The organism is Rhizobium mulingense (assembly GCF_029194105.1).
Taxonomy (GTDB): Bacteria; Pseudomonadota; Alphaproteobacteria; order Rhizobiales; family Rhizobiaceae; genus Rhizobium; species Rhizobium mulingense.
This window is the reverse complement of the sequence record NZ_JARFVE010000003.1, coordinates 632,395-644,560: the sequence shown is the minus strand read 5'-3', so window position 1 is coordinate 644,560 and position 12,166 is coordinate 632,395. Positions and strand designations below refer to the sequence as shown.

12 protein-coding genes and 1 pseudogene are annotated in these 12,166 nt (G+C 62.6%); 5 read left to right on the top strand and 8 right to left on the bottom strand.

The annotated features are described in order from the left end of the window. Positions 1-8: 8 nt before the first annotated feature. Entirely contained in the window at positions 9-938 is a 930-nt protein-coding gene (locus PYR71_RS07930; protein ID WP_183916954.1) for a LysR family transcriptional regulator, read from the top strand. Between the two features lie 138 nt (positions 939-1,076). Here the strand turns inward: PYR71_RS07930 and PYR71_RS07925 are convergent, their stop codons facing one another. From PYR71_RS07925 to PYR71_RS07910, 4 genes are all read right to left on the bottom strand, one after another. Then, positions 1,077-1,598, bottom strand: coding sequence for a DUF992 domain-containing protein (locus PYR71_RS07925; protein ID WP_275618900.1), 522 nt, complete (start codon positions 1,596-1,598; stop codon positions 1,077-1,079). 329 nt (positions 1,599-1,927) lie between these two features. Continuing rightward, positions 1,928-2,092, bottom strand: a complete 165-nt coding sequence (locus PYR71_RS07920; protein WP_003571841.1) for a DUF1328 domain-containing protein — start codon at positions 2,090-2,092, stop codon at positions 1,928-1,930. Between the two features lie 99 nt (positions 2,093-2,191). Next, the gene (locus PYR71_RS07915; protein WP_275618899.1) at positions 2,192-2,782 is read right to left on the bottom strand and encodes a hypothetical protein; all 591 of its coding nucleotides are present in this window, start codon (positions 2,780-2,782) and stop codon (positions 2,192-2,194) included. 139 nt (positions 2,783-2,921) lie between these two features. Beyond that, positions 2,922-4,544, bottom strand: coding sequence for an ABC-F family ATP-binding cassette domain-containing protein (locus PYR71_RS07910; protein ID WP_183916960.1), 1,623 nt, complete (start codon positions 4,542-4,544; stop codon positions 2,922-2,924). 143 nt (positions 4,545-4,687) lie between these two features. Here PYR71_RS07910 and PYR71_RS07905 point away from each other — a divergent pair, with 143 nt between their 5' ends. Together PYR71_RS07905 and PYR71_RS07900 are read left to right on the top strand one after the other, a co-directional pair. After that, positions 4,688-5,017 (top strand): DUF6665 family protein, encoded by a 330-nt coding sequence (locus PYR71_RS07905; protein WP_275618898.1) that lies wholly within the window; start codon positions 4,688-4,690, stop codon positions 5,015-5,017. A 37-nt stretch (positions 5,018-5,054) separates the two neighbouring features. Then, positions 5,055-5,924, top strand: a complete 870-nt coding sequence (locus PYR71_RS07900) for an aldose 1-epimerase family protein (RefSeq protein WP_275618897.1) — start codon at positions 5,055-5,057, stop codon at positions 5,922-5,924. Positions 5,925-5,998: 74 nt separating this feature from the next. Here the strand turns inward: PYR71_RS07900 and PYR71_RS07895 are convergent. Then, positions 5,999-7,587 (bottom strand): annotated as a pseudogene (locus PYR71_RS07895) (DHA2 family efflux MFS transporter permease subunit). 23 nt (positions 7,588-7,610) lie between these two features. Then, positions 7,611-8,789: an HlyD family secretion protein gene (locus tag PYR71_RS07890; RefSeq protein WP_275618896.1), complete on the bottom strand. Its 1,179-nt coding sequence runs from the start codon at positions 8,787-8,789 to the stop codon at positions 7,611-7,613. Between the two features lie 134 nt (positions 8,790-8,923). Between PYR71_RS07890 and PYR71_RS07885 the strand changes: the two genes are divergently transcribed. Beyond that, a complete protein-coding gene (locus PYR71_RS07885) occupies positions 8,924-9,571 on the top strand; it encodes a TetR/AcrR family transcriptional regulator (protein ID WP_275618895.1) in 648 nt (215 codons plus the stop codon). 54 nt (positions 9,572-9,625) lie between these two features. On the opposite strand, the gene uxuA is transcribed toward PYR71_RS07885, so the two are convergent. Together uxuA and PYR71_RS07875 are read right to left on the bottom strand one after the other, a co-directional pair. After that, positions 9,626-10,813 (bottom strand): mannonate dehydratase, encoded by a 1,188-nt coding sequence (gene uxuA / locus PYR71_RS07880; protein WP_275618894.1) that lies wholly within the window; start codon positions 10,811-10,813, stop codon positions 9,626-9,628. Positions 10,814-10,856: 43 nt separating this feature from the next. After that, a complete protein-coding gene (locus tag PYR71_RS07875; protein ID WP_275618893.1) occupies positions 10,857-11,579 on the bottom strand; it encodes a GntR family transcriptional regulator in 723 nt (240 codons plus the stop codon). A 145-nt stretch (positions 11,580-11,724) separates the two neighbouring features. Here PYR71_RS07875 and PYR71_RS07870 point away from each other — a divergent pair, with 145 nt between their 5' ends. Then, on the top strand, positions 11,725-12,126 hold the full coding sequence (locus PYR71_RS07870; RefSeq protein WP_275618892.1) for a DUF2934 domain-containing protein: 402 nt from the start codon (positions 11,725-11,727) through the stop codon (positions 12,124-12,126). The last annotated feature ends 40 nt before the right edge of the window (positions 12,127-12,166 follow it).

Sequence of the window (12,166 nt, the reverse complement as noted above, 5' to 3'; positions counted from 1 at the left end):
ATGTGCACATGGTTCACAGCTCGCCCGTTCTCCCGCCACTTGATACGCTCGAAACCTTTGCCCGCGCCGCCCGGCTCGGATCGTTTTCCGCCGCCGCGGAGGAAAGCGGCATCACCCATGGCGCCGTGTCCCGCCAGGTGTCGAGGCTCGAACGCTGGATGGGCGTGCGCCTGTTTTCGCGCGAAGCCCGCGGTGTGCGCCTGACGCCGGAGGGCATGCGGTTTTTCGCGCGCGCCGAGGAAGCGCTTTCTTTGCTCGGCAATAGCGGCGAGCGCTGGCTGCCCCGGCCGAACAAGGCGGTGGTGCGCCTTTCGGTGACGCCTTCGGTCGCATCATTGTGGCTGTTCCAGCGTCTGGCGAAGCTCGAAGGAAACGAGTTGCATGTCGAGCTGACGCTCGAGCACCGGTTGGCGGATTTCGGCGAAGGCACGGATCTTGCCATCCGCTGCGGCAAGGGGCCTTGGGCCGGGGTGCGCGCCCTGCCGCTCTGGCAGGAGAAATCCTTTCCGATCGCCGCCCCGGCGCTGGCCGACCGGCTCGAGCGGCGCTCCGATGCGCCCTCCCTGCTAGCGTTGCCGATCCTTCACGACTCCAATATCGAAGGCTGGCGCCGCTGGCTCTCTCGCGAAGGTATCGATTATGCGCCGCGCGGCCAGGACCGGCGCTTCGAGGATTACAATCTGGTGATCGATGCTTGTGCGCAAGGACTCGGCGTCGCGCTCGCCCGCCCTCCCCTATCGGATGGGGCACTCGCCGCCGGCCGGGTCGTGGCGGTGTCGAACCGTACGCTCGACTATCACGTCGCTTTTCACCTCATTCGACCGGACGATGCACTGCGAAGTCCCGCCGTCGAATTTGCCAGCCGCTTCCTGCACGAAGCCGGTCATGACGAGGCGACGATCAGCGCCTTTGTCTCACCCGGCAGGGCGAAAGCGTAGACTCGCCGCCGCATCCTTTACGTTTCGGCGGCTTGTCACGGCCGTCCCAGATTTCGGATAATCGTCCATTCCGGCGCCCGCAAACAGGCGCGGCTTGACGCCCCGGCCGCGTCGCGGCAGGGGCGCGTCAACAACCGGTCAATCCGCCGGAGTGAGTGTCATAGATGCGCTGCCGGCCGCAACGTTCAGGCCGAGTTGGCCGGTCAGGCTTACCGTCTGCAGATGGATTGAACCGGAGGTGCCGCCGACCAGGAGGTTGGCGCCGACACCGGCCCCGAGCGTCGCCTCCGCGCTCGCGCCGACATAAAGGCCGGCGAGCGACCCGCGGTGATAGCCGGCCGTCGGCGCAAACACCGCCCAGATCAGCCGGCTGCGCGTGGTGAAGCCGAGATCGATGCCAAGCTTTCGCATTTCGCCGGTATAGTGATCTAGAACCTCATTGCCGACGATCGACTGGAAGACGCAGTCTGCTTCCTTGGAGGAGCCCAGCACATAACCCGTGCCGCCGCCGATATCGCAAGTGAGATAACCGATCTTCACGCCATTGCGCAGGTCCGGCTCTTCATATGTTCTGGTGACGGGATCGGCGGCATTGACCGCCCCCGCGCCGACAAACGTCAACGATACCGCGGCAAACGCCGTCGCAAGAGTTTTATTCATAAGTCTCTCCTTCTCAAATCGTGACGGGAACACCCGGCTGGCCGGCACCGGATAACGGAGGGGATCGCAAAACAATCCCAGAGCGGTGCCGTTTTGGTGCCGCAGTCAAAGCGCATGGGAAGCGCAAGCGACGCGCTTACGGTTCAGCCCCATTAGGACATTTCGAAGGCACCATGCGGGCCGCATGCGCCATTTCACGATCTTGTCAGGAATGGTTGCACAAAAAACACATTCGCCCAAAGCGAGTTGTCACCGGCGCGTGGGCGACAACCAAGAAAAGGAAAACCCGGCGATGGTTGTCACCGGGTTTTATACTTCATTTCTCCTCGCTATACTCTGCGCATGAAGCGCATGACGAGCGAGACGACGAACAACACCAGGAATATGAAGAACAGAACCTGGGCAATGGAAGCTGAGGCCCCTGCGATGCCGCCAAATCCGAGGACGCCGGCAATCAAGGCCACAACGAGAAACACCAGAGCGTAGTAAAGCATCGCAATCTCCTTTTACGTTGCTGCTGAAGATAACGGAGACCGCCCGGTTTGGTTCCCTGTCTATCATGGCCGGCAGGGGGAGCATCGCACGGCTTTCGTTCAGCCGAAATGAAAGACGCCGCTGTACGTCCGGTCGCCTTCGGTCGGCTCGGGAGGCTCGGCCGCGTCCAGATAGGTCTTGAGCGGCCCGGTTAGCACGAACCAGACGCTTGCCCCCAGCATGAAACAGGCGCCCGTCGGATCGTCAATGCGAGCGATGAACGGAAGGCAGGCCGACGAGAACAGAACAATGATCCGCACCGACCACTCCGCCTCACGTTTTGCCACGGCGCGCGCCCTTAGCGACTTGTACTCCCGGACGCCATAGGCGCTTCCTCGCGCCTTTGCCGCCGAAAGCAGCTTTCTGGCCGACGGCAGGGCCAGCATGACCAGCGCGGTGACGCTGAGTGCGAAAGGCCTCCCGGCCATCACCTGCCCGCTCGCGACAAGGAGAAAAGAGAGCACGACGAGATTCCACGTCGGCTCCAAAAGTTCCGGCGGCTGCCGCGTGCGGATGTGCCAACTCCGCAGCAAGCCCGCCGCACCGTGCAGTAGCGGCTGATCGATATAACGATTGATCCAGTCCATACAGACCCGCCCGTCCCCGATTGAATGAAGAGGGCTCCGAACACCACGGAAATAGGTCATCATCGTGGCAGAGCGCCGGCAATATCAGCCGAAGCTATGCGTCGCTCACAGAAAACCGCCTATTGCAGTTCCCGCACAACTTCCCAGACATGGCCCGACGGGTCGGTGAAGGCCGCCTTGCGGCGCGCCCCGAAGATAGCCGTCAGCTCCGCAGGCCAGGTGCCTCGTGACCGGTGCGCGCCACATATTCCGTATAACCGCCTCCATATTGGTGGACACCCTCCGGCGTCAGTTCCAGCACGCGGTTGGAGAGCGCAGCCAAGAAGTGTCGGTCGTGCGAGACGAAGAGCATGGTGCCCTCATATTGCGAAAGCGCCTTGATCAGCATCTCCTTGGTGTCGAGGTCGAGATGGTTGGTCGGCTCGTCGAGCACGAGCAGGTTCGGCGGATCGAACAGCATCATCGCCATGACCAGCCGCGCCTTCTCGCCGCCGGAGAGCACCCGACACCGTTTCTCGACATCGTCGCCGGAAAAGCCGAAACACCCGGCAAGCGCCCGCAATGGCCCCTGCCCTGCCTGAGGAAACCTGTCTTCCAGCGATTGGAACACCGTCCGCTCGCCGTCGAGGATATCCATGGCGTGCTGGGCGAAGTAACCCATCTTGACGCTGGCGCCGAGCGCGACGATGCCTTCATCCGGTGTGGTGGTGCCGGTCACCAGCTTCAGCAGCGTCGACTTACCGGCGCCGTTGATGCCCATGATGCACCAGCGCTCCTTGCGGCGAACCATGAAGTCGAGTCCCTCATAGATGCTTCGGCTGCCATATTTCTTATGGACATTCTTCAGGCTGACCACGTCCTCGCCAGAGCGCGGCGCGGCCTGGAACTCAAAAGCGACCGACTGGCGGCGCTTGGGTGGCTCCACCCGGTCAATCTTTTCCAGCTTCTTCACCCGGCTCTGGACCTGTGAGGCATGCGAGGCCCGCGCCTTGAACCGCTCGATGAATTTGATCTCCTTGGCGAGCATCGCCTGCTGACGCTCGAACTGGGCCTGCTGCTGCTTCTCGTTCTGCGCCCGCTGCTGCTCGTAGAATTCATAGTCGCCGGAATAGGCCGTCAGGCCGCCGCCATCGATCTCGATGATCTTGTTGACGATGCGGTTCATGAACTCGCGGTCGTGCGAGGTCATCAGGAGAGCCCCTTCATAGCCCTTCAGGAACTCTTCGAGCCAGATCAGGCTTTCGAGATCGAGATGGTTGCTCGGTTCATCGAGCAGCATAACGTCGGGGCGCATGAGCAGGATGCGGGCAAGCGCCACGCGCATCTTCCAGCCGCCCGACAGCGCCCCGACGTCACCGTCCATCATCTCCTGGCTGAAGCTCAGGCCTGCAAGCACCTCGCGGGCGCGGCCCTCGAGCGCATAGCCGTCCAACTCTTCGTAACGCGCCTGCACCTCGCCGTAACGCTCGATGATCTCTTCCATGTCGCCGGCCCTTTCCGGGTCGGCCATGGCGGCCTCGAGCTCGCGCAGTTCGCCGGCAACGATGCTGACCGGGCCGGCACCGTTCATCACCTCGGCGACGGCGCTGTGACCCGCCATCTCGCCGACATCCTGGTTAAAGTAGCCGATCGTCACGCCCTTCTCGCAGGAGACCTGCCCCTCATCGGGCTGCTCTTCGCCATTGATCATCCGGAAGATCGTCGTCTTGCCGGCGCCGTTCGGGCCGACCAGACCGATCTTCTCGCCTCTGTTGAGGGCGGCCGAGGCCTCGATGAAAAGGATCCGGTGGCTGAGCTGTTTGCTGATATTCTCGATACGAATCATGGTGTGCGCGGGTGTCCGGGAAGTTTCGGCGCCCTTATGCCACGCATGGAAACGTCGGGATAGGGCCCGCTTCCACCCTCTCGATCTCCGGCTTCCGATTGGATAATATCGCCGCCTACGCTGATTTAAGGATTTCCAAACCAATGAGCGTTCGCCTACCGCAGTCTTTCAGGCAGTCGCAGCAGGACGCCAATGGCTTCAACGTCCTCGAATATGGGCTGATGTCGGAACGCGCCAATTCGCTCGGGCGGCATGGGCTGAAGGTGGAGGCAGCGCTGGCCGCGTTAAAAGCCTGGGCCGTCGAGCGCCAGAGCGCGGAGGAACGCGAGAGGCTGCTCAACGAAGCCTCCGATGCCGTCTGGGCATTTTTCGTTCAGCGCGAGAGCTGCGGTTTGCGAAACAATCGCGACGCCATCCAGCGTTACGGCATCCCAAACGAAGTGCTCGCCAGACTGGGCGCCATACGAAAATGACGTAAAGGCCGGCCCATCAGGGCGAAAGGAAATTGCGATGCCAAGCTCAATACGGATCGGCAATCAGCATCTTGCCGTCGACGTCTCCTCTCTAGGTGCCGAGATGCAGGCGCTCACCAGCAACGATGGGCGCTCCTGGCTGTGGACGGGCGATGCGACCTATTGGGCCGGACGGTCGCCGATCCTGTTTCCGATCGTCGGCAAGGCGGCTGATGACAAGCTGGCGATTGGCGGCACGGTCTACCCGATGGCCCAGCATGGCTTTGCCCGGCGGAGCGAGTTTAGCCTCGCCGCGTCCACGCCGACCATGTGCCGGCACGAACTTCCTGCCTCGGCAGCCACGCGGGCGGTCTATCCGTTCGATTTCCTGCTGGCCGTGGAACATGCGGTGCGAGGACGCGCGTTGACGGTGACGGCAGAAGTAAACAATCGCGACGCAAGGGCGCTGCCCTTCGGTCTCGGCTTCCATCCGGCCTTCGTCTGGCCGTTGCCTGGCGCTGCCGGGCGCCCGCACACCATCACGCTCGACAATGAAGGCGAGCCAGGGCTCGTGCGGCTGGAGGGGGGCCTTATCAATCCGGCCTCACTGCCCTCCCCATTCGATAAAGGCCGGCTGGTGCTGGATCACGCCATGTTCGAGAAGGACGCGATGATTTTCCCGAAGGGTGCTGGCGCTGGGCTGCGTTACGGCGGCGAAGGCGGGCCGAGCCTGCGGTTCCAATTCGAAAACCTGCCCAACCTTGCCCTGTGGACCAAACCAGGCGCGCGCTTCCTCTGCGTCGAACCGTGGCACGGAACGGCGGCGGAAGCCGGAGGTTCGGCCGAGCTATCGCAACGGCCCTACACCACCATCCTGTCGCCGGGGGCCACGGCGCGTTTCGCCTTTACGGTCGAGATCTTGCCATAAAGGCTTCGCGCGCCCCGTCGGCGCGCGAAGCAGTTCTTATTTCGGAACCGTTGTTCGTTAGTCGGTGCCGATTGTCAGTGGGCGCCGGCGCCAGCGCCGGGCCGCGGTTTTTGAGTGAGCAGCAAGGCGACTGCAGCAATGGCCAGCACGACGCCGATGACGGCGAAAGTATCGGCAAAGCCCAGGATGAGGGCCTGGCGCCTGACGATCTGACCGAGAGCGGCAACGGCCTTGTGTGCAGCGACGGCAGGATCGGAAATCCCGTGCTGCATGAAATAGGCGGTCGTTTGTGCAAGACGATCGCGGACTTCATCGCGGCCGAGCGTTACCGACTGACCGATTATGTTGGAATGAAACTGCTCGCGTTTGGTCAGCACCGTGCCGAGTGTTGCCGTGCCGACGGCGCCGCCGAGATTGCGCAGCATGTTGGTGAGCCCCGAGGCGGCGGCGGCATCCGCGGCTGCGATGCCGGCGGTGGTGATGGCGGTGATCGGCGTCAGTACCAGGGCCTGACCGACGGCACGCACGATGTTCGGAATCCAGAACTGGTCGCCGGCGGTATCGGCCGAAAGCGTGATGTTGAGGAAGCAGCTGATCGCAAAGATCGAGATGCCGAGAAAGCCGATATAACGCGCATCGAAGCGCCTCATCATTAGGGGCACGAGCGGAATCAGCAGCAGCTGCGGCAGACCGGTCCAGGCCAGCACGTTGCCGATCTGCTCGGCATTGTAGCGCTGCACTTGGCCGAGATATTGCGGCAGGATGTAAACAGTGCCGAAAAGCGCGACGCCGACCAGCACGTTGACGGCAACGCCGATGCCGAAATTGCGCTGCGTCAGCAGGCTGAGCTTGACCAGCGGCTTCTTGACGGTCAGCTCGATCCAGATGAAGGCCGCGAGGAAGACGAAGGCGAGGATGCTGAGCTTGACGATGAAGGGCGAGGCGAACCAGTCCTCCTTGTTGCCTTCCTCCAGCACCGTCTGCAGCGCCGAGAGGCCGATCGCCATGGTGACAATACCGGCCCAGTCGCCCTCCTTAAGGAGGCGAAGCTGCATCGGCTGCTTGTTGAGCGTCAGGGCAAGGGCGCCCGCCATGACGGCGCTCGGGATGGCGTTGATGAAGAAGATCGTCTGCCAGCCATAGTTTTCGGTGAGATAACCGCCAATGGTCGGGCCTATCGCCGGTGCGAAGGTGACGGAGAGCGCGAAGATCGCCAGGCCGAGCGGCTGCTGCGGTTTCGGCAGCTTGGTCAGAACCATGGTGAAGGCCATCGGAATCAGTACGCCGCCGGCAAAACCCTGCAGGCCGCGCAAAAGGATCATCGTGCCGAGATCATGCGCGAAGGCGCAGGCGATCGAGAACAGCGGAAACAGGATGGAATTGACGAGAATATAGCGGCGGAACGAGAAGACGCTGCTGAAATAGGCCGTCAGCGGAATGACGACGATCTCGCCGATCAGGTAGGAAGTGGAGATCCAGGCGCCGTTGTCGACGCCCGTTCCGATGCCGCCTTCGATATCGAGCAGCGAGGCATTGGTGATCTGGATGTTGAGGATTGCCATGAAGGCGCCGACATGCCAGCGAGGACGGCGATCCAGTCTCTGGTGCTGGCGCCGGTTTTTTCCCGCGGAACGGCGATGGCTGTTGCTGCAATGGTGGACATGACACGAACTCCTCGTCCCCGGCCTAGCTACGGTCGTTCCTGGTATCGATATCAGGCTGTACCGACATGCCGGGGCGCAGGTCGCCGTTTTCGGCAGCGTCGCCGTCGAGCACGATCTTGACCGGGATGCGCTGAACGACCTTGGTGAAGTTGCCGGTGGCGTTGTCAGGCGGCAGCAGCGCGAATTCCTGGCCGCTTGCCGGAGCGAGACTGTCGACATGGCCGCGATAGGTGCGGCCGGGGAACATATCGACCTCGATATCGACCGGCTGGCCGGCCTTAACGTCGGTCAGCTGTGTTTCCTTGTAGTTGGCGATGATGTAGGCCGCCCGCGTCGGCACGACCGACATCAGCTGGGTGCCGGCCTGGACATATTGGCCGACGCGCAGCGTCCGGTTGCCGGCGGTACCGTCGACTGGGGCTGTTATCGTCGCATAGGAAAGGTTGAGCTCGGCCTGGTGCTGGATGGCCTGGCTGCGCGCAAGGGCCGCCTTTGCCTGGGCCAGCTCGGCGTTCAGCAGATCGAGCTGCTTGACGGCGGCATCGAGCGAGGCCGTGTCGCGGACGATCGAAGCCTGGGCAGCGGCGATTTGCGAGGCCGCCTGCTGCGCCGTTTGGACCGGGGCATAACCGCTGGTGGCGAGGTTCGAATAACGCTTGTTGTTCTGCTCGGCGAAGGTCTCGTTGGCGCGATCGACATCGACGGTGGCGCGGGCGGCAGCGATCGTCGATTGCTGGATATCGAGCGAAGTCTGCTTGGCGTTGACGGTCGCTTCCGCGGCGGCGACGTCGGCCCTGGCCTGATCGAGGGCCGCCTTGAAGTCACGGTCGTCGATGCGGGCGAGCGGCTGGCCGGCCTTCACCGTCTCGTTGTCCATCACCAGGACCTCGGCGAGATAGCCGGAAATCTTGGGGGCGATGGTGCTATTGTCGGCCTTCACATAGGCATCGTCGGTCGAGACGTGGAAGCGGCCCACCGTCCAGTAATCATGGCCGTAGTAGCCGCCGGCGGCAATCAGCACCAGCGCCGTGGCGCCGACGAGCAGGGAGCGGCCGCCGTGCCGGCGGGCGGGACTTTCCTCGACAGCGGCAGCATCGGCGATGCGCAGCGGCTGGCCGGCATCGAGGCTTGCCGGGGCGGCTTCGGCAGCAGTTTCGGGAGCCGCGTTGTTGTTGAGGGGATGCAGCATCTTGATGGTCATTGTCTTCTCCTGATGACGGTCGCCGTCTCTTGGGCTGCGGCCTCTGAATTCGCCTGGAATGCTATTTAGGAAACTTGATACTTTCCAAAATATGCACTATAAAATCGATGTCAATCAGAATTTGGAAAATAGTCATGGTCCAAAATCACAAAATCGAGAAGAGACCGAGGGGCCGGCCGCAAATCCGTTGCGACGACGATACGAAAAGCGTGATCATCGAGGCGGCCAACCGGCAATTCCACCAGAGCGGTTATGCCGCCGCCAGCATTGCCGCGATCGCTCAAGAAGCGGGGGTTTCGACCAAGACGCTGTACCGGCTGTTTCCGACGAAGGCCGATCTCTTTTCCGAAATGATCACGGAGCGGACGGGACGATTCCTCACGGCGCTTGACCCCGGCACGCTCGCCGCGGCGGATGTCCGACAGGGACTGGAGCGCATGCTGACGGCCTATGGCATGCTGACGCTGTCGCTGGATACGATCACCGTGACCCGGCTCGTCATCAGCGAATCCGACCGTTTTCCCGAGATCGCCAGTGCCTTCTATGAGAAAGCGATCGTCAGAACCAACACCTTGATGGAGAATTGGCTGCGCAAGCAGATCGACCGGAAGCTGATTGCGCTTGACGATCCGCATGCTGCCTGCGGCATGCTGCGCGGCATGATGATCTTGGAGCCGCAGCGCGCGGCGATGCTGCGCCAGCAACAGCCGCCTGGGAATGAGGAGATCGCCGCCAGGGCGAAGATGTGCGCCGATCTTTTTTTGAAGGGTTGCGCGCTCTGAAGCGTTGCTCAAGCTTCAGAGCGCGTTGATTTCCGATGAAACCACGGGACGCCCTCAGGTCGGCGGCGCGCCCAACGCATGCAGGATGCCGCGCAATTCGGCAAGGCCGCGCATGCGGCCAATCGCCGGATAGCCGGGGGTGACGACCTTGTCGAGATCGTCGAGCATGCGGTGGCCGTGGTCGGAGCGGAAGACGATGGTGTCTTCGCCACCCCGGCGCTTGTCTTCCGCCACCAGCTCCCTGAGCACCGCGACCATATCGACGTCGCCTTCGAGATGCGCGCTTTCATGGAAGGTCCGGCCGTCGCCCTCGCGCGTCGTGGCGCGCAGATGGGCGAAGTGGATGCGCGAGGCGAAGCGCCGGGCGATGGCCGGCAGGTCGTTGTCGGCGCGCACGCCAAGGCTGCCGGTGCAGTAACACATGCCGTTCGCCGCCGACGGCACTGCATCGAAGAGCGCGGCATAATCATCCCCTGTGGAGGCGATGCGGGGAAGACCGAACAGCGAACGCGGCGGATCATCGGGATGCAGCGTCAGCTTGACGCCGCGGGCTTCGGCAGCCGGCGTCACCGCCTCCAGGAATTCGATCAGATGGCGGCGCAGCCGTGCGGCATCGATGCCGCTATAGGCGACCAGCTTTTCCCGGAAGGCCGGAATGGTCAGGGGCTCGGTGGTCGAGCCGGGCAGAGCCGAAGTGATGATGCGGGTGATCTCGGCAATCTCCTCCTCCGACATCGCCTCGAAGACGACACGCGCCCGTTCGCGGTCTTCCGCCGAATATTGCTGTCTCGCATCCGGCCGTTCCAGAACGAAGAGGTCAAAGGCTGCGAAGCGCTCGTGATCGAAGCGCATGGCTGTGGCGCCGGTCGGCGTCACGAAATCGAGTTCGGTGCGGGTCCAGTCGACGACCGGCATGAAATTATAGCAGACGATCGGGATGCCGCAGGCGGCGACCGCTTCGAGGCTGGCAATCCACGCCTCGATTTCGGCCTTTGCCGCCCCGCCCTTGCGCTTGACGGCGTCGGGAATCGGAATGCTTTCGACCACCGACCAGACGAGCGGCGACCGATCGGCAGGCGTAGTCTCGATCAGCGATTGGCGTTCGCGCACTTCCTTTTCCGTCCAAGCCCTGCCGATCGGCACCTGATGCAGCGACGAGACGATATTGGTCGCGCCCGTCTGACGGACCTCATCCAGCGTCACCGGCGCTTCCGGCCCGAACCATCTCCAACCCTGCCGCATCTTTCTTCCTTCCCTTGCTTTTCGTTTCGTGGTGATCCTGCCGTCAGCAGAAATAATCGGGGTAACGCGAGCGCAGCTCGTCGACATCGGGAATAACGGCGCTCAAGTGGTGGATCATGGTGCTACGGGCGGCCGCTGCATCATGGGCGGCAAGGGCGTCGCGGATGATCATATGCTCGGACACCACGTTGCCCATACGCCCAAGCGCCGGCAGCGTCAGCCGCCTTGCCCGGTCGATTTGCACCTTGACCGTCTTCAGGATCGCCCAGATGCCGGGATAACCTGATATCTGCGTGATCGCCTCATGAAAGGCCTCGTCCTCCTCGTGGAAGCTTGAGGCGTTGCCGGCCGCGGCATGCGCGCGCTGTCGGGCGATAATGGCATCGAGGCGGGCGACATCGGCGGCGGTGGCGGTCTGAGCCGCCATTTCGGCGGTCGTGCCTTCGAGCGCTTTTCGCACGATAACCGCCTCCGGAATCGCCGAAACCGGCACGCGCGACACGACGGTGCCCGACTGCGGGAAGATATCGACAAGTCCGCCTTCGGAGAGCCTCAGCAACGCCTCGCGCACCGGTGTGCGGCTGACGCCGAATTCGTCGGCAATCCGCTTTTCCTGCAAAAACAGACCAGGCGGCATTCGGAGCGAGACGATGTCGGCATAAAGGCGCTCGTAGATGGCGCCGGCCGTGGTGACGCGGCGTAGCCTGCGGCCGGCTTCCTGCGAGCTCGGGCCCAAAAGCGCGGCGGTTTCTGCATCTTGTCTCATAAACGGTACCGGACATTCGTTGTGGCATACTAGTATATCAGTCGTGACACGGTTGCCAAGGCACGTGGATACATTGGCGTTCAAAATGCAGCCAATGGGAACTTAGATCAGCGGAATTGGTTGAGATCCCATCAAGGAGGCGCCGATGAAAAATCCGTTACGACGCAGAAGAAACGAAATCGCGACCGACGACACGCGGCTGAAGGCTTCACCCCCAGCCGGCGCAGGCAAAGGGAAGACGGCACGTCGAGCCATTCAGGAACCCGCAGAGCAGAGCATCGGTTCTCAGCCAGCCACCCGCGAGGACGAGATCCGGAAAAGGGCATACTCGCTGTGGGAGAAGGAAGGAAGGCCGGAGGGCAAGCATCGGGATCACTGGATCCGCGCCGAGCACGAGCTCGATGCACGGGGTGAGACGGACAATCCTCCCAGGCTCGAGGCACTGCGAGAGGCGTCGCGCGAGCATCGCGACACCTTCCTCGTCAAGACGGATCTCGAAGACGCGGATCAACGCGAAGCCTCACCCGGCACACGTGAGCAGGATTGAAACTGCAGTCTCGATCAAAATTTAGGATGGGCAACACAGG

Excerpts from the sequence above, each read along its gene's own strand:
- PYR71_RS07905 (WP_275618898.1), top strand. The coding sequence starts at position 4,688 with ATGAGCGTTCGCCTACCGCAGTCTTTCAGGCAGTCGCAGCAGGACGCC.
- PYR71_RS07875 (WP_275618893.1), bottom strand. The coding sequence starts at position 11,579 with ATGAGACAAGATGCAGAAACCGCCGCGCTTTTGGGCCCGAGCTCGCAG.
- PYR71_RS07890 (WP_275618896.1), bottom strand. The coding sequence starts at position 8,789 with ATGACCATCAAGATGCTGCATCCCCTCAACAACAACGCGGCTCCCGAA.
- PYR71_RS07910 (WP_183916960.1), bottom strand. The coding sequence starts at position 4,544 with ATGATTCGTATCGAGAATATCAGCAAACAGCTCAGCCACCGGATCCTT.
- uxuA (WP_275618894.1), bottom strand. The coding sequence starts at position 10,813 with ATGCGGCAGGGTTGGAGATGGTTCGGGCCGGAAGCGCCGGTGACGCTG.
- PYR71_RS07885 (WP_275618895.1), top strand. The coding sequence starts at position 8,924 with ATGGTCCAAAATCACAAAATCGAGAAGAGACCGAGGGGCCGGCCGCAA.
- PYR71_RS07920 (WP_003571841.1), bottom strand. The coding sequence starts at position 2,092 with ATGCTTTACTACGCTCTGGTGTTTCTCGTTGTGGCCTTGATTGCCGGC.
- PYR71_RS07925 (WP_275618900.1), bottom strand. The coding sequence starts at position 1,598 with ATGAATAAAACTCTTGCGACGGCGTTTGCCGCGGTATCGTTGACGTTT.
- PYR71_RS07900 (WP_275618897.1), top strand. The coding sequence starts at position 5,055 with ATGCCAAGCTCAATACGGATCGGCAATCAGCATCTTGCCGTCGACGTC.
- PYR71_RS07930 (WP_183916954.1), top strand. The coding sequence starts at position 9 with ATGGTTCACAGCTCGCCCGTTCTCCCGCCACTTGATACGCTCGAAACC.
- PYR71_RS07915 (WP_275618899.1), bottom strand. The coding sequence starts at position 2,782 with ATGATGACCTATTTCCGTGGTGTTCGGAGCCCTCTTCATTCAATCGGG.
- PYR71_RS07870 (WP_275618892.1), top strand. The coding sequence starts at position 11,725 with ATGAAAAATCCGTTACGACGCAGAAGAAACGAAATCGCGACCGACGAC.